Here is a 15,439-nt window from a genome sequence, read left to right as displayed (position 1 = left end):
GTCAGCCCGCCCGCCGCGCCAACAGGCGGGCGGCGCCCCGCCAGAGGGCGAGAACCCCATGCCGCAAGGCGAAGCCGACCCGGCCGATGGCCGCCTCCACGGCGGCATCGGTGGGCGCGCGGGGACGATCGTAGAGCCACAGGCGCGCCAGCACCACGATCAACACCACCAGCACACCGGAAAACACCACATCAGTAAAGAAGTGGCCGCCGAAGCCGATGCGCAGGCCGCCGGCCGCCGCCCCGAACAGCACCGCCGCGCCCAGCGCCACCGCCCCGAGCGGACCGGGCACCAGGCTGGCCGGCGCCGTCATCCAGAAGCCCAGCGCACCTTCGCCGGAAACGAAGGAGCAATTGCCCGGGCAGGCGCCGGAATTGTCATACCAGGGCATGAAGGTGTCCTTGCCCCCGAAATCGTCCACATGCACGGGCCGCGGCCGACCCCACTCCTGCTTGAGGATGCCGTTGACCACGAGGCCGGGACCGAGCGCCATGGTCAGCGCCAGCAGCACCGCCGCCCGCGCCGGCATGAACATGCGCTGGTCGGGAAACAGCAGCTTCAGCACCAGCGCGGCGAACGCCGGCACGGCGAAGATCCAGGGAATATAGTTGCCCCACGCGCGCAAGGTCAGGGCCCAGGGCTGGCGCGCCAGGGCGAAATGGCGCCGCGACGCATCCCAGAACAACTCGGTGATGGCGAGATCCCATTGCGGGAACACGGTGAACAAAATCGCCACCGCGGCGCCGATCACCAGCATGAAGAACAGCACCCACCTCACCGCATCACCCGCACGTCATCTCTCCGCAACGCTCGCCGGATCGCGCGTGAGAGCCGCGTTTTCCGTGCATGCTTGATTCACACCCTTGCCCCACCCGGGTCGGCGGCCGCACATTTGGCCGCGCGATGTACAAGGAGGATCATGTCATGGCCAGGGCCACACTCGATTTCTATTACGAGTTCGCCTCGCCATATTCCTATCTCACCGCGGCCCGCATCGCCGCTCTGGCCGAGGCGCATGGGGTGGTGGTGCACTGGAAGCCGTTCCTGCTGGGCCCCATCTTCGCCGCCCAGGGGTACACGACCTCGCCCTTCAACGTCTATCCCATCAAGGGTGCGCACATGTGGCGCGACATGGATCGCCTGGCCGCCCGCGCCGGCCTGCCGCCCATCACACGGCCCCAGCCGTTTCCCGCCAACGGCCTGCTGGCGGCCCGGGTGGCGCTCTATCTCAACGAGGCCTCGCGGCCGGCCTTCACCCGCGGCGTCTTCCATGCCGAGTTCGCCGAGGGCCGCGACATCTCCGATCGCGCCACCATCAGCCAGGTGCTGGGCGGGCTCGGCCACTTCTGTGACGGGCAGCTGATCGACGAGGCGCAGTCCCCGGCCGCCAAGGAGCGGCTGCGCGCCCAAACCGAGGAAGCCAGGGCCCGCGGCATCTTCGGCGCCCCCAGCTTCGTCACCGCCGACGGAGAGCTGTTCTGGGGCAATGACCGACTGGAGATGGCGCTGGAGCACGCCCACACCCTGGCTGCGGCCGCCTGAGGTCCGCGCGCACATCTTTTGCCGGCTTCGACGTCGCAGGCGGGGTGTTTGCGGCCGCCGGCTCTGCTATATGCCGCGCGGCGGGCCGCCCGTGTCCGCCCGCCTTCTTTCCCGCGACCCGAGAGGCTCAGCCGACCATGGCGAATGTTACCGCTTTTCCGGACAAGGCCACCATTGCCGAGCAGACCGCGCGGATGCTCCTCGAAGTGGAGGCCGTGCGCTTTTCGTCCGGCGAGCCGTTCATCTTCACCTCCGGCTGGGCGAGCCCGGTCTATATCGACTGCCGCCGCCTCATCTCCTTCCCCCGCGTGCGCCAGACCCTGGTGGATTTCGGCATCTCCACCATCTATCGCGACATCGGCTATGAGCAGATCGACGCGGTGGCCGGCGGCGAGACCGCGGGCATTCCGTTCGCCGCCTGGGTGGCGGACCGGATGATGCTGCCCATGCAGTATGTGCGCAAGAAGCCCAAGGGCTTCGGCCGCAACGCCCAGATCGAGGGCCACCTCGCCCCCGGCCAGCGCATCCTCCTGGTGGAGGACCTCACCACCGACGGCCGCAGCAAGGTGAATTTCGTCAACGCCCTGCGCACCGCGGGCGCCGACTGCAATCACTGCTTTGTCTTCTTCTATTACGACATCTTCTCGGAGGCCGCCGGCATCCTGGACGAGGCTGGCCTCAGCCTGCACCGGCTCGCCACCTGGTGGGACATCCTGGCGGAAGTGAAGCGCTCCAACCGCTTCGAGAACGCCCAGGTGGGCCAGATCGAGGCGTTCCTGCACGATCCCCACAGCTGGTCCAAGGCCCACGGAGGCACCGCCGTCAGCGGCGAATGAGATGATGGACCTTTATGCCCTCGCGCGGCCGCTGCTGCGTTTCATCACGCCGGAGCAGGCGCACGGCCTCGCCATCAAGGCGCTGCGGCGCGGCCTCGCGCCCCGGCTGGCCCGGCCGGACGATCCGGTGCTGGCCACGCGGCTGTGGGGCATCGACTTTCCCAACCCCATCGGCCTCGCCGCCGGCTTCGACAAGGATGCCGAGGTAGCGGACCAGGTGCTGAAGCTCGGCTTCGGCTTCGTGGAGGCGGGCACAGTGACGCCGCGGCCGCAGCCGGGCAATCCCAAGCCCCGCCTGTTCCGGCTCGATGCGGATGAAGGGGTCATCAACCGGTTCGGCTTCAATAGCCAGGGCCTCGCCCCGTTCGTGTCGCGCCTGGGGCAGCGGCGGGCGGCGGGCGCCACCGGCATCGTCGGCGCCAATGTGGGGAAGAACAAGGAGAGCGAGGACGCCATCGAGGACTATGTGCTCGGCGTCTCCGCCACCTGCCGGCTGGCCGACTACCTGGTGTGCAACATCTCCTCGCCCAACACCCCGGGTCTGCGCTCCCTGCAGGCGCGCAGCGAGATGTCGGCCCTGCTGAGCCAGGTGCTGTCGGTGCGCGATGCCTCCATGCCCGACCCCGCCGGGCGGCCCCCGCTGCTGGTGAAGGTGGCGCCCGATCTCGACGACGCAGGCTTGGCCGACGTGGCCGAAGTGGCGCTCACCACCGGCGTCGACGGCATCGTCATGGGCAACACCACCCTGTCGCGCCCGGCCAGCCTCAAGAGCCCGGACAAGGGCGAGACCGGCGGCCTCTCCGGCAAGCCGCTGATGGCGCTTTCCACCGAGCGTCTGGCGGCGCTCGCCCGACTGGTGGACGGCCGCCTGCCGCTGATCGGCGCGGGCGGGGTCGCTTCCGGCGCCGATGCCTATGCCAAGATCCGCGCCGGCGCGAGCCTGGTGCAGCTCTATTCGTCGCTGGTGTTCCACGGTCCCGGCCTCGTCAACCGGGTGAAGGCCGAGCTTGCCGCGTGCCTGAAGGCCGACGGCTTTGCGCATGTGAGCGATGCCGTGGGCGCAGACGTGCGTTGAACACCGCGCCGCCCTCGCGGGTCCATCCGCGGCAGCCGGTCCCGAAGGACCGGCCGTAGCGCCTCACGCCCCCGGCGCGCGCTTGGCGAGCAGATCACGGATTTCCGTGAGCAGCACCTCGGTCTTGGTCGGCGCCGCCGGCGCCGCCTCGTGCTTGCGGCGCAGGCCGTTGAGGGTGCGCACCACCAGGAAGAGCACGGCCGCCACGATCACGAAATTGATGGCGATGGTGATGAAGGCGCCGTAGGCCAGCACCGCGCCCTGTTTCTTGGCGTCCGCCAGATTCTCGGCCGTGACCGATTTCGCCAGTGGAATGAAGTAGTTGGAAAAATCGAGGCCGCCGGTGACCGCGCCGATCACCGGCATGAAGACATCACCCACCAGCGAGCTGACGATATTGCCGAAGGCGGCACCGATGATCACGCCGACGGCGAGATCCACCACATTGCCCCGGACGGCGAATTCCTGAAATTCCTTCAAAATCCCCATGGACCAACTCCCAGCATGCGCCCCGAATGGCGTTCGCGGTGGAGAATCACCGCGTCGCGACATCTGACCTCAACCGCCCCCAGGGGACAAGAATGGCCCCCGTGCGGGTGCTGGCCACCCGTTCCCCGCGCTGCACCGCGCCTCGATGACGCCGATGGCCGCCTTGCGTTGCGCCTTCTTCGCGGCCGTGACGCTTTCATGACTTTGAGTGCGCCCGTGCGTATGTTAGGGAGTGCCCGCCCCCGATCTCGAACTCGGCTTCGGGGGCGGGCCGCAGGGCCCGGTGGAAACGACCCTCACGGGCAGCAAGGCGATTAAGCTCTGAAAATGGCAGAACGGCAGACCAGCTTCGGGTATGAGGATCTCCTCGCATGTGGACGTGGCGAGCTGTTCGGGCCAGGGAACGCGCAACTGCCGCTGCCGCCCATGCTCATGTTCGACCGCATTTCCGAGATTTCCGAGACCGGCGGTGAATTCGGCAAGGGCATGGTGCGCGCCGAGCTCGACGTGAACCCCGACCTGTGGTTCTTCGACTGCCACTTCAAGGGCGACCCGGTGATGCCCGGCTGCCTCGGCCTCGATGCCATGTGGCAGCTGGTGGGCTTTTTCCTCGGCTGGCTCGGCTCGTCCGGTCGCGGCCGCGCCCTGGGCCTGGGTGAGCTGAAGTTCACCGGGCAGGTTCTGCCCGGCGTCAAGAAGGTGGTCTACGGCGTCGATTTCAAGCGCGTGATGCGCTCGAAGCTGGTGCTCGGCATCGCCGACGGTTGGCTGGCCGCCGATGGCGAGATCATCTATCGCGCCAAGGATCTGAAAGTGGGCCTGTTCCAGGCCGAAGCAGCACCGGGAGCGGCCGGCGCCTGACAAGGCGCTGCCACGATCCGATGTCACAGTGCCGGTGACGGCGGGCGCCTTGATGCAAGGCGGGACCCGCCATTCACGGGTGGAGCCGGGCCCTCTGCGCTCCCCGCACGACGCCACAGCGCAGGCTGGCCGGCGCCGGTCACGGCGGGGGAGAGGGTCTGTTTCGAGCGTTCCAATGGGGATATGACATGCGCCGCGTCGTCGTCACCGGGATGGGCATCGTCTCGTCCATCGGCAACACCACGCAGGAGGTGCTCGCCAGCCTGCGCGAGGCCAAGAGCGGCATCACCTTCGCGGAAGACTATGCCAAGCTCGGCTTCCGCTCCCAGGTGCAGGGCGCCCCGACCCTGAACGCCGAAGAGGTGGTGGACCGCCGCGCCATGCGCTTCCACGGCGGCGGCACCGCCTGGAATCACGTGGCCATGGATCAGGCCATCCGTGACGCCGGCCTTGAAGCGAACGAGATTTCCAACGAGCGCACCGGCCTCATCATGGGCTCGGGTGGCTCCTCCACCAAGACCATCGTGGATGCCGCCGACATCGCCCGTGAGAAGGGCCCCAAGCGGGTGGGCCCGTTCGCGGTGCCCAAGGCCATGGCCTCCACCGCCTCGGCGACGCTCTCCACCTGGTTCAAGATCAAGGGCCCGAGCTATTCCATCTCCGCCGCCTGCGCCACCACCAACATCTGCATCGGCAACGCCTACGAGATGATCCAGTACGGCAAGCAGGACATCGTTTTTGCCGGTGGCTGCGAGGACCTGCACTGGACCTTGTCGGTGCTGTTCGACGGCATGGGCGCCATGTCCTCGGCCTATAACGACCGGCCGCAGGTGGCCTCGCGCGCCTATGACAAGAATCGCGACGGCTTCGTCATCTCCGGCGGCGCCGGGGTGCTGGTGCTGGAAGAACTGGAGCACGCCAAGGCGCGCGGCGCCCGCATCTATGCGGAAATCGCCGGCTATGGCGCGTCCTCCGACGGCGCCGACATGGTGGCGCCCTCCGGCGAGGGCGCCGAGCGCGCCATGAAGCTGGCCATGAGCTCCATCAAGGCGCCCATCGACTATATCAACCCGCACGCCACCTCGACCCCGATCGGCGATCTGAAGGAGATCGAGGCCATCCGCGCGGTGTTTGGCGACACCTGCCCGCCCATCTCGGCCACCAAGTCGCTGACGGGCCATTCCCAGGGCGCCACCGGCGTGCACGAGGCCATCTATTCCATCCTGATGATGCAGAACGGCTTCATCTGCGAGAGCGCCAATATCGAGGAGATCGATCCGGCCTTCGCGGACATGCCCATCGTGCGCAAGCGGATCGACAATGTGAACCTCGGCCATGTGCTCTCCAACGGCTTCGGCTTCGGCGGCACCAATGCGAGCCTCGTCATCAAGCACGTGGATGCCTGAGCGTGGCCGTTGCCCGCACACGCTTTGTCATGATTGGTCGTGAACGGTGAGTTGAAGGGCGTGGCGCGGCGGCCGAAGGTCTGTTATCGGCTGACCAGAACAATCGCGCGGCAACCGCGGCACGCCGCCGCAGTGTCCGCTTTCCCGAATGCCCTTGCGGCATGCGCGGGAGGGACATCGCCGGCGATAACGCGGTGCGCGGGTCGCCGCGAACAGGAATGATCACGCTCAAGGGTGGGTGATGCAGGAGCTGATGACAGGCAAGCGCGGCCTCGTGATGGGTGTCGCCAACGATCACTCCATCGCCTGGGGCATCGCCAAGGCGCTGGCGACACAGGGCGCGGAACTCGCCTTCACCTATCAGGGTGAAGGCATGGCCAAGCGGGTCCGGCCCCTGGCCGAGAGCCTCGGCTCGTCGATCCTGCTGCCCTGCGACGTGGAAGACCTCGCCAGCGTGGACGCGGTTTTCGACACGCTGAAGGAAAAATGGGGGTCGATCGACTTCCTGGTGCATGCGGTGGCCTTCTCCGACAAGTCTGAGCTCAAGGGCCGCTATGCGGACACCAGCCGCGAGAATTTCTCGCGCACCATGGTGATCTCCTGCTTCTCCCTCACCGAGATCGCCAAGCGCGCATCAGCGCTGATGCCCCATGGCGGCTCCATCATCACCCTCACCTATGGTGGCTCCACCCGGGTGATGCCCAATTACAATGTGATGGGTGTGGCTAAGGCGGCGCTGGAAGCCTCCGTGCGCTATCTCGCCGCCGATTACGGCCCGGCGGGCATCCGCGTGAACGCCATCTCCGCCGGCCCGGTGCGGACCCTGGCGGGCGCCGGCATCGCCGATGCGCGGCTGATGTTCAACTATCAGAAGCGCCACGCGCCGCTGCGCCGCACGGTGACCATCGAGGAAGTGGGCAACTCCGCCCTGTATCTGCTCTCCGACCTCTCCACCGGCGTCACCGGCGAGGTGCATTTCGTGGATTCGGGCTACAACATCATCTCCATGCCCCATCCCGACGTGCTCAAGACCCAGGAAGACGCCGAGGCCAAGCTCGCCGCCGAAGAACCGGTGAAGGCGGCCGAATAGGCGGTGCTTTCCGCCCTGGAGCGCCCCGCCCGCGATCTTGACCCACCGGCCGGGCGCCGGCGATGCTGAGTGCGCATGACTTTGGTACCTGAACCTGGTTCATGACCATGTCAGGACCTGCGGCGGGGAATGGCATGCCTTCACTGGCGGTATCGGCGCTGGTCTTCATCAGCCTCTTGGCCGGCGCCGGCCTCGGCATGTGGGGCGCGCGGCGGCTACGGGCCGAGCATCTGTCCAAGGAGACCCAGGAGGCGGTCAAGCTGGGGGTGGGCATGGTGGCGGCCATGTCCTCGCTCATCCTGGGGCTGATGACAGCCTCTGTGAAGGGCAATTTCGACGCCACCAGCCGCGACGTCCAGCAGTTCGCCACCACCCTCATCACCCTTGATGTTTCCCTGCGGGCCTATGGTCCCGGCGCCGGCGACGCGCGCCAGGCGCTGCGCGCCTATACCCGCCACGCGCTCGAAGAGACCTGGCCGGATGACCCCGGCGTGCGCAGCCAGGTGCAGAGCGGCACCTCGGAGCAGCTGATGCTGGACCTTGGCCGGCGGGTGCGGGCGCTCACCCCCACCGACGCGGACCAGACGGAGCTCAAGGCGGAGGCGATCACCGGCTTTCAGACCATTTCCGCGCTGCGCTGGAACGTCATCGCCGAAAGCGAGACGGTGGTTCCGCCCGTCTTCATCGCCGTCCTGATCGCCTGGCTCACCCTCATCTTTGTGAGCTTCGGGCTGTTCGCCCCCATCAACCGGGTCTCGCTGGTGATGTTCGTGCTGTGCTCGGCCTCGCTGGCGGGCGCCCTGTTCCTGATCCTGGAACTGGGCGGGCCGTTTGAGGGCGTCATCAAGGTGCCGGCCACCGCCATGCGGACGGCCCTTGCCCACATGAGCGGCTGACCCGGTGGTGGGCATTCGGCCATGGGAATGTTGCAGCGCAACTTTAGAATAGATACAAACACGTCGCTCGCGCCACCGGCGCCACCACAGGAGTAGAGGCATGAGCCGCAGGACCCTTTGGGTGGCCGCGACCAGCGTGCTCGTCGGCATCGTGGTGCTGGGCCTCAAGACCCTGGCCTGGTGGGTCACCGGCTCGGTGGCGCTGCTGTCCGATGCGCTCGAGAGCATCATCAACGTGGCCGCCTCGCTCGGCGCGCTCGTCGCGCTCCAGATCTCGGCGCGGCCTGCCGACGACAACCATCAATTCGGGCATTACAAGGCGGAGTATTTCTCGGCGGTGGCCGAAGGCGTGCTGGTCATGCTGGCGGCCTTCACCATCCTGCGTGAGGCCTACGGCGGCTTCATGAACCCCCGCCTGCCGGATCAGCCGTTCCTCGGCATGGTGTTCAACGGCCTCGCCACGGTGCTCAATGCCATCTGGTGCTGGGTGCTGCTGCGTGAGGGCAAGGCGCATCGCTCACCGGCCCTGATCGCGGACGGCAAGCACCTGCTGTCGGACGTGATCACCTCGGTGGGCGTGCTGGCGGGCTTCGTGCTGGTGCCGCTCACCGGCTGGCCGCGGCTCGATCCGGCCATCGCCGCCCTGGTGGCCCTGAATGTGCTCTGGATGGGCTGGGGCCTGATGCGCGAATCCGTGGGCGGACTGATGGACGAGGCGGCGCCGGCGGATGTGGTGGCCCGCATCCGCGAGCTGGTCTCCAGCCACGCCCAGGGGGCGCTGGAGGTGCACGACCTGCGCACCCGGCATGCCGGCCGCATGACCTTCGTGGAATTCCACCTTGTTGTGCCCGGCGACATGACGGTGGCGGCCGCCCATGCCATCTGCGACCGGATCGAGACCGCCTTCGCCGAGGACATGAAGGACGCGCTGCTCACCATTCACGTGGAGCCGGAGGCGGAAGCCAAGCTGCACGGCGTGGTGGTGCTCTGAACGCGCCGCCGGCCTGCCGTCTCAAGCGCCCTTGGGGCGGAATGCCGTAACCACCTGCGGATCCGTCTCCAGCCGCGCGGCACCGATGAGATCCAGGCAATAGGGGATGGCGGGAAACACCGCCGCCAGGCACACGGCGATGGAGGCCGGCTTGCCGGGCAGATTGACGATCAGCGTCTTGCCCCGCACCCCGGCTTCCTGCCGCGACAGAATGGCGGTGGGCACCTCATTGAGGGAGATCCGCCGCATCTGCTCGCCGAAGCCGGCCAGCGGCTTGTGGATCACCGCCGCCATGGCTTCGGGAGTCAGGTCGCGCGGGCTGGGGCCGGTGCCGCCGGTGGTGCAGATGAGGTCCAGCCCCTCCCCGTCGCACATGTCGATCAGGGTGTCGCGCACGCTTTCAAACCCATCGGGAATGATGCGGTAATCGACGCTCCACGGGCTGGTCAGCGCCGCCCGCAACCACGCTTCGATGGCCGGTCCGCTCTTGTCCTCATAGGTGCCCTGGCTGGCCCGATCCGAGATGGTGACGATGCCGATGCGTGCCGTTGCCATGCAGGCGATCCTCTTTCCGCAGCTTGGGGAGACATATGCCACGCTTGTCTGGCCACCTCCACCCTGGCGCCCCCCGTGCGTCCGGGCAGCGATCCGGCGGATGCCGCCGCGCATTTTAATTGCGTCTGGCCGATGACACCGTATTTATGCGGATATAGCTTTTCTGTGTCGTTTTTTCCGCTCCTTTTCCCATCCGGACATCTCCATGTCGGAGTTTCTCACCACACGCGAGCTGGCCGCGCTGCTGCGCGTCAAGGAACGCAAGGTTTATGACCTGGTGGCCTCGCACACCCTCCCGGTGCGCCGTGTCACCGGCAAGCTGCTGTTTCCGCGCAAGGAAATCGAGGCCTGGCTGGGCGCCGGCACCCGCGGCAGCGCCGCCGAGGAGGCGGGCGAGGCGGTGGAGGCCAGCCGCCCGCTGGTCGTTGCCGGCGGCCACGACCCGCTTCTGGAATGGGCGCTGCGCGAGTCCCGCTCGGGGATCGCCGCCTTTCTCGACGGCACGCTGGATGGCCTCGCCCGGGCGGCGGCGGGGACCTGCATCGCCGCCGGCCTGCACATGCCCGATGGCGACGGCTGGAACATTTCCCAGGTGGAACATCAGTTCGGCCACGAGCCGTGGGTTCTGCTGGAATGGACGCGGCGCAGCCGCGGCCTGATCTGCCGCGCCGATCTGCGCCGCCCGCCCAGCCGCCTCAAGGAGGCCCGCGGCCTGCGCTTTCAGCTGCGCCAGCCGGAAGCAGGCAGCGAGCTGGTCTTGGACCGGCTGCTGCAGCGGGAAGGACTGAGCCGCGCCGACCTCCTGCCGGTGGACACGGTGGAGCGCTCCGAAACCGACCTCGCCATGGCCATCGCCACCGGGCGGGCCGATGTGGGGCTCGGCATCGAGGCGGCGGCGCGCCAGTTCAATCTCGATTTCGTGCCCCTGCAGGAGGAACGCTTCGATCTGCTGGTCTGGCGGCAGGCCTATTTCGAGCCGTCCTTCCAGAAATTCGTCACCTTCTGCCGGGCCCCCGCCCTTGCCGCCCGGGCCGACGCCCTGGGCGGCTATGATGTCTCCGGCTTCGGAACCGTGCATTTCAACGGACACTGAGCCTCGCGCGTGGGCGCCCTCACAGAGCGCATTCATCACGCCCCTTCATCACGCCCCTTCATCACGCCCCTTCATCACGCCCCTTCATCACGCCCCTTCATCACGCCCCTTGCATCACGCCGCTTCATCACATGGGCGGCACGTCGAGCGCGCGGAAGATGGCGCAGCGGCGGAAGATCTCGATGGAGGGCGGCATGTTCTTCTGCGAGCAGAATTTCGAGACCAGCTTGGCGAGCCCCTTGATGTCGCGCCCCGAAGTGTCCGGGAACTGGGTCACCAGCATGTCGATGAGGCCCGGCTCCAGATCCAGCGCGAACTGCTCGGCCATCACGCCCCAGATCTTGCGGCGATCATCGGCGCTGGGCGAGTGGTATTTGATGAGGGCGATGCAGCGCGAGACAATGGCCTCGTCGATATCGTCCACGCGGTTGGTGGTGAGGAACAGCAGGCCGTTGAAATATTCCAGCACCCGCAGGAACACGCCCACCACCGCATTCATGGTGAGATTGTCCTGCCGCCGCTTGATATAGACGTCGGCCTCGTCGATCAGCATCACTGCCCCCCAGCGCTGGGCGCGGGTGAGCGCGTCCTTTAGCGCCGTCTCCATGGTGGCGACGTCGAGGCCAAGCTGGCCCGAATGCACCCGGTAGAGCGGCCGCTGGATGATCTCTGAATAGACCTCGGCGGTCAGCGTCTTGCCGACGCCGGGCGGGCCGGCGCACATCACCGTGGTACCGCCGGACTTGCCCTCGACAATGTCCGCCATGAGCGTGTTCATCTCGGCGGTGAGAATGTCGATGAGGTCGGTCTGCTCCGGCGGCAAAACCAGCTTCTGCTTCAGTTCCGGATGGTATTGATAGGGCTTGATGTCATCCACATGCACCCACACGTGGTGATGCAGTTCCAGGTGGAACATCAGGATCAGGGGGTGCACCGGCATTTCGGTGAAGGCCCCCTTGGGGATGCGCGACTTGGCGGTCTTCAGGGCCTCGTCCACCGCCATGTCGAAGCAATTCTGCTTCTCCGCCTTCTTCACCAGCTTGTCGAGGAAGAAGCCGGAGGTTTCCGCCCCCAGCACCCGGTCGCCCAGCAGCTCCTCGTCATTGACGAGGCGCGCCGCCGAGCCCGTGGAAGACAACACGATGACTGATTTTCGGGCCCAATCGGTATCGCGGCGGTTGGCGGTGGGGTCCTCGGCGAAGATGCCGGTACCGGTGGCGGAGAATTGCTGGCCGTAGCGGCTGCGCCAATCGAAATAGAGCACCATCTCCTGGTCGAACGACTTCAGGAGCGCCTCGTCCTCCATCAGCCAGCCCTTGGCGGCCAGGGTGCCGAGGATGGTGAGCCCGCGCAGATCCTTGGAGCGGATCAACAGGTTCTCCACATGGGTCTTGCCGCGGTTGTTGGCCTTGAGCTCGATGATGACGCGCCCCGCCTCCTCGTCCCCCGGCGGGGTATAATCGAGACGGGTGACGAGATAGGGCTCCGGCTTGCCGCCGGGGTTCATGCGGAACAGCCAGCCGCGGATGCAGTGGTCCACCAGGAAGATGGCCAGCGCGCCGGCCAGCTCTTCCAGATCGTCGGGGGCGAATTTCGGCCCGTCGTCCTGGAACACCCTCACCAGATTGGAAAGCTGCTCCTCCTGGCCGCGAATGACCGTGCCGCCGGTCTTCAACACCAAATCGTGCAGATGGGCGAGGGCATCGGGTTTCAAGGTGTCGAGCCCCACCTCCACCCGGTTGGAAAAGCGCGGCTGCGCCAGGAGGTGGGCCTGATCGGGAAAGGTGTCCACCAGGGATTCGATCACCAGCCGTTCGACGATCAGTTTCATGGATCACCCCATAGTCGCAAGCGATGTCCGGGCCCGGACAATTTGTCGGTCCCGCCACAGGGCGCGACGGCTTCAACCGCCGGGCGGCGCGGACCGCCGCACCGCAGCAAGAAGCGGGCCGCTCTTGATCTCGATCAAATTCACGGGCAAGAGCGCCGCCGGAACAGGTGCCGCCGGCCCGCTGCCTTGCGTCGGCGGCCTTGCCACGGCGGCGCGCCGGCCTATAGTCCGCGCCGGTTTTCCCTTTCCTCAGACGCTTCGAGAGACCTGATGGCGCGTGACGTGAAGAAGGTGGTGCTGGCCTATTCCGGCGGGCTCGACACCTCCGTGATCCTGAAATGGCTGCAGACCACCTACAATTGCGAGGTGATCACCTTCACCGCCGATCTCGGCCAGGGTGAGGAGCTGGAGCCGGCGCGCAAGAAGGCCGAGCTTCTGGGCATCAAGCCCGAGAACATCTTCATCGAGGACGTGCGCGAGGAATTCGTCTCGCAGTATGTGTTCCCCATGTTCCGCGCCAATGCGGTCTATGAGGGTCTGTACCTGCTCGGCACCTCCATCGCCCGCCCGCTGATCGCCAAGAAGCAGATCGAGATCGCCCGCAAGATGGGGGCGGACGCGGTGTCCCACGGCGCCACCGGCAAGGGCAACGACCAGGTGCGCTTCGAGCTCGCTTATTATGCGCTCGAACCCGAGATCACCGTCATCGCGCCCTGGCGCGAATGGGATCTCGCCTCCCGCACCCGGCTGCTGGAGTTCGCCGAGCAGCACCAGATTCCGATTTCCAAGGACAAGCGCGGCGAGGCCCCGTTCTCCGTGGACGCGAACCTCCTGCACTCCTCCTCCGAAGGCAAGGTGCTGGAAGATCCGGCCGAGGATGCGCCCGAATACGTCTACCAGCGCACCATTTCCCCGGAAGCGGCGCCGGACGAGCCCACCCTCATCACCATTTCCTTCGAGAAGGGGGATGCGGTGGCCATCAATGGCGAGGCCCTTTCCCCCGCCACGCTGCTCACCCGCCTCAATGCGCTGGGCAAGGCCAACGGCATCGGCCGGCTCGATCTCGTCGAGAACCGCTTCGTGGGCATGAAGAGCCGCGGTGTCTACGAGACCCCCGGCGGCACCATCCTGCTCGCCGCCCACCGCGGCATGGAAAGCATCACCCTTGACCGTGGCGCCGCCCACCTCAAGGACGAGCTGATGCCCCGCTATGCGGAGCTCATCTATAACGGCTTCTGGTTCTCCCCCGAGCGGGAGATGCTGCAGGCCGCCATCGACCACTCGCAGACCTATGTGACCGGTGAAGTGACGGTGAAGCTCTATAAGGGCAACGCCACCGTCATCGGCCGCAAGAGCCCCTACTCGCTCTATAACCAGGAACTGGTGACGTTCGAGGAAGGCGCGGTCGCCTATGACCACCGCGACGCGGCGGGCTTCATCAAGCTCAACGCTTTGCGCCTGCGCACCCTGGGCAACCGGGCCCGCAAGATCTCCGAGTGAGCCATGCCACCTCAGGGTGGCCGGTTCGACAACGACCCGCCGGTGCGCCCCCGCGCACCGGCTTTTTTGTGTCCGGAACATTCCGGGGTCGCAGGCGCCGCCACCCCGGATTACCCTGCGACATTGCAACCTATTTGCAAAAATGCCCCAAGGGCTATGATCATATTTAGAGTAATTCTAAACTGGAAATCGCGATGAAATCCCTGTTTCCCAATCGCCGCCGGTTTTCCGACCTCTCCGAACAGGAGGTGCTCGCCCTCGCCATCTCCTCCGAGGAGGACGATGCGCGGGTCTACGTCGACTATGCGGAGCACCTGCGCAAGGACTTTCCCGACACCGCGAAAGTGTTCGAGGCCATGGCCAGCCAGGAGCGCGGCCACCAGAAAGCGCTCACCCGCGACTATGAACGCCGCTTCGGCCCCCATGTGCCGCTGATCCGCCGCGAGAGCATCGCCGGCTACTATAATCGTCGGCCTGTCTGGTACGTGTGCAACCTCGGCATCGAGCGGATCCGTCAGGAAGTGGGCCTGATGGAGGATGAATCCGCCAATTTCTACCTGCACGCCAAGGAGCACGCGAAGGATCCCGAGACCCGGGCCCTGCTGCAGCGTCTCTATGGCGAGGAGACCAAGCACGAGGAGATCGCCAGCGAGCTCGCCGCCCGCTACCTGCCCGTGGACAAGAAGGAGGAGGAGAACGAGAAGGCTCGCCGCCAGTTCGTGCTCACCTGGGTGCAGCCGGGCCTTGCCGGCCTGATGGATGGCTCGGTCTCCACTCTCGCCCCCATCTTCGCCACCGCCTTCGCCACCCAGAATTCCCACACCACCTTGCTGGTGGGCCTTGCGGCGGCGGTGGGCGCCGGCATCTCCATGGGCTTCACCGAGGCGGTGCATGACGATGGCGTCATCTCCGGCCGCGGCTCGCCCATCAAGCGCGGCATCGCCTCCGGCACCATGACGGCGCTGGGCGGCCTCGGCCATGCCCTGCCCTACATCATCCCGGAATTCTGGACCGCCACCGCCATCGCCATTGCCGTGGTGTTCGTGGAATTGTGGGCCATCGCCTTCATCCAGAACCGCTACATGGAAACCCCGTTCTGGCGCTCGGTGATGCAGGTGGTGCTCGGCGGCGCTTTGGTGCTGGCCGCCGGCATCTTCATCGGCGGCAGCTAGGCGGCCAGCGGGGCGGGCGACAGATGCCCGCATGGCGCGCGTCGCGGCCCCGTTGCGCGTGCGTCCGCGCTAACATGGGCGCGTCCCAATGAAGGAGGCCGC

15 protein-coding genes are annotated in these 15,439 nt (G+C 66.7%); 11 read left to right on the top strand and 4 right to left on the bottom strand.

Annotation, left to right across the window (positions count from 1 at the left end):
- Position 1 precedes the first annotated feature (1 nt).
- On the bottom strand, positions 2-769 hold the full coding sequence (locus tag ACU4E7_RS10050; RefSeq protein ID WP_447021423.1) for a phosphatase PAP2 family protein: 768 nt from the start codon (positions 767-769) through the stop codon (positions 2-4).
- Positions 770-924: 155 nt separating this feature from the next.
- On the opposite strand from ACU4E7_RS10050, the gene ACU4E7_RS10045 reads away from it, so the two are divergent.
- The 3 genes from ACU4E7_RS10045 to ACU4E7_RS10035 all read left to right on the top strand — a co-directional run bounded on the left by ACU4E7_RS10045 (position 925) and on the right by ACU4E7_RS10035 (position 3,453).
- On the top strand, positions 925-1,542 hold the full coding sequence (locus tag ACU4E7_RS10045) for a DsbA family protein (protein WP_447021422.1): 618 nt from the start codon (positions 925-927) through the stop codon (positions 1,540-1,542).
- 137 nt (positions 1,543-1,679) lie between these two features.
- Positions 1,680-2,378, top strand: a complete 699-nt coding sequence (locus ACU4E7_RS10040) for an orotate phosphoribosyltransferase (protein ID WP_238119354.1) — start codon at positions 1,680-1,682, stop codon at positions 2,376-2,378.
- Between the two features lie 4 nt (positions 2,379-2,382).
- Complete coding sequence (locus ACU4E7_RS10035; RefSeq protein WP_447021616.1) at positions 2,383-3,453, top strand: quinone-dependent dihydroorotate dehydrogenase; 1,071 nt, start codon at positions 2,383-2,385, stop codon at positions 3,451-3,453.
- A 63-nt stretch (positions 3,454-3,516) separates the two neighbouring features.
- On the opposite strand, the gene mscL is transcribed toward ACU4E7_RS10035, so the two are convergent.
- A complete protein-coding gene (gene mscL / locus ACU4E7_RS10030; protein WP_447021615.1) occupies positions 3,517-3,936 on the bottom strand; it encodes a large conductance mechanosensitive channel protein MscL in 420 nt (139 codons plus the stop codon).
- A gap of 333 nt (positions 3,937-4,269) precedes the next feature.
- On the opposite strand from mscL, the gene fabA reads away from it, so the two are divergent.
- From fabA to ACU4E7_RS10005, 5 genes are all read left to right on the top strand, one after another.
- A complete protein-coding gene (fabA, locus tag ACU4E7_RS10025) occupies positions 4,270-4,803 on the top strand; it encodes a 3-hydroxyacyl-[acyl-carrier-protein] dehydratase FabA (protein ID WP_238119352.1) in 534 nt (177 codons plus the stop codon).
- 188 nt (positions 4,804-4,991) lie between these two features.
- Positions 4,992-6,209, top strand: coding sequence for a beta-ketoacyl-ACP synthase I (gene fabB / locus ACU4E7_RS10020; protein ID WP_238119350.1), 1,218 nt, complete (start codon positions 4,992-4,994; stop codon positions 6,207-6,209).
- 241 nt (positions 6,210-6,450) lie between these two features.
- Positions 6,451-7,299, top strand: coding sequence for an enoyl-ACP reductase FabI (gene fabI / locus ACU4E7_RS10015; RefSeq protein ID WP_238119348.1), 849 nt, complete (start codon positions 6,451-6,453; stop codon positions 7,297-7,299).
- 134 nt (positions 7,300-7,433) lie between these two features.
- Positions 7,434-8,195 carry a bestrophin-like domain gene (locus tag ACU4E7_RS10010; RefSeq protein WP_447021421.1) on the top strand — a complete coding sequence of 254 codons (762 nt, stop codon included), beginning with the start codon at positions 7,434-7,436 and terminating at the stop codon, positions 8,193-8,195.
- Between the two features lie 100 nt (positions 8,196-8,295).
- Positions 8,296-9,186, top strand: coding sequence for a cation diffusion facilitator family transporter (locus ACU4E7_RS10005; RefSeq protein WP_238119338.1), 891 nt, complete (start codon positions 8,296-8,298; stop codon positions 9,184-9,186).
- A 21-nt stretch (positions 9,187-9,207) separates the two neighbouring features.
- Here ACU4E7_RS10005 and mog read toward each other — a convergent pair whose 3' ends face one another.
- Positions 9,208-9,741 carry a molybdopterin adenylyltransferase gene (mog, locus tag ACU4E7_RS10000; RefSeq protein ID WP_238119336.1) on the bottom strand — a complete coding sequence of 178 codons (534 nt, stop codon included), beginning with the start codon at positions 9,739-9,741 and terminating at the stop codon, positions 9,208-9,210.
- A 205-nt stretch (positions 9,742-9,946) separates the two neighbouring features.
- Between mog and ACU4E7_RS09995 the strand changes: the two genes are divergently transcribed.
- Positions 9,947-10,834: a substrate-binding domain-containing protein gene (locus tag ACU4E7_RS09995; protein WP_447021420.1), complete on the top strand. Its 888-nt coding sequence runs from the start codon at positions 9,947-9,949 to the stop codon at positions 10,832-10,834.
- Between the two features lie 127 nt (positions 10,835-10,961).
- Here ACU4E7_RS09995 and ACU4E7_RS09990 read toward each other — a convergent pair whose 3' ends face one another.
- Positions 10,962-12,665, bottom strand: a complete 1,704-nt coding sequence (locus ACU4E7_RS09990; protein WP_447021419.1) for an AAA family ATPase — start codon at positions 12,663-12,665, stop codon at positions 10,962-10,964.
- A gap of 270 nt (positions 12,666-12,935) precedes the next feature.
- Here ACU4E7_RS09990 and ACU4E7_RS09985 point away from each other — a divergent pair, with 270 nt between their 5' ends.
- Together ACU4E7_RS09985 and mbfA are read left to right on the top strand one after the other, a co-directional pair.
- On the top strand, positions 12,936-14,165 hold the full coding sequence (locus ACU4E7_RS09985; protein ID WP_447021418.1) for an argininosuccinate synthase: 1,230 nt from the start codon (positions 12,936-12,938) through the stop codon (positions 14,163-14,165).
- A gap of 194 nt (positions 14,166-14,359) precedes the next feature.
- On the top strand, positions 14,360-15,337 hold the full coding sequence (mbfA, locus tag ACU4E7_RS09980; RefSeq protein WP_238119322.1) for an iron exporter MbfA: 978 nt from the start codon (positions 14,360-14,362) through the stop codon (positions 15,335-15,337).
- Positions 15,338-15,439 lie beyond the last annotated feature (102 nt).

This window comes from Xanthobacter sp. ZOL 2024 (genome assembly GCF_052932325.1).
Note: the sequence above shows the minus strand (reverse complement) of the source record. Positions and strands in the feature narration are given on the sequence as shown.

What these genes read in the sequence shown, in the direction of transcription:
- fabB (WP_238119350.1), top strand. Translation starts at nt 4,992, where the DNA reads ATGCGCCGCGTCGTCGTCACCGGGATGGGCATCGTCTCGTCCATCGGC.
- ACU4E7_RS09995 (WP_447021420.1), top strand. Translation starts at nt 9,947, where the DNA reads ATGTCGGAGTTTCTCACCACACGCGAGCTGGCCGCGCTGCTGCGCGTC.
- ACU4E7_RS10045 (WP_447021422.1), top strand. Translation starts at nt 925, where the DNA reads ATGGCCAGGGCCACACTCGATTTCTATTACGAGTTCGCCTCGCCATAT.
- ACU4E7_RS10040 (WP_238119354.1), top strand. Translation starts at nt 1,680, where the DNA reads ATGGCGAATGTTACCGCTTTTCCGGACAAGGCCACCATTGCCGAGCAG.
- fabA (WP_238119352.1), top strand. Translation starts at nt 4,270, where the DNA reads ATGGCAGAACGGCAGACCAGCTTCGGGTATGAGGATCTCCTCGCATGT.
- fabI (WP_238119348.1), top strand. Translation starts at nt 6,451, where the DNA reads ATGCAGGAGCTGATGACAGGCAAGCGCGGCCTCGTGATGGGTGTCGCC.
- mbfA (WP_238119322.1), top strand. Translation starts at nt 14,360, where the DNA reads ATGAAATCCCTGTTTCCCAATCGCCGCCGGTTTTCCGACCTCTCCGAA.
- ACU4E7_RS09985 (WP_447021418.1), top strand. Translation starts at nt 12,936, where the DNA reads ATGGCGCGTGACGTGAAGAAGGTGGTGCTGGCCTATTCCGGCGGGCTC.
- ACU4E7_RS09990 (WP_447021419.1), bottom strand. Translation starts at nt 12,665, where the DNA reads ATGAAACTGATCGTCGAACGGCTGGTGATCGAATCCCTGGTGGACACC.
- ACU4E7_RS10005 (WP_238119338.1), top strand. Translation starts at nt 8,296, where the DNA reads ATGAGCCGCAGGACCCTTTGGGTGGCCGCGACCAGCGTGCTCGTCGGC.
- ACU4E7_RS10010 (WP_447021421.1), top strand. Translation starts at nt 7,434, where the DNA reads ATGCCTTCACTGGCGGTATCGGCGCTGGTCTTCATCAGCCTCTTGGCC.
- mog (WP_238119336.1), bottom strand. Translation starts at nt 9,741, where the DNA reads ATGGCAACGGCACGCATCGGCATCGTCACCATCTCGGATCGGGCCAGC.
- ACU4E7_RS10035 (WP_447021616.1), top strand. Translation starts at nt 2,383, where the DNA reads ATGGACCTTTATGCCCTCGCGCGGCCGCTGCTGCGTTTCATCACGCCG.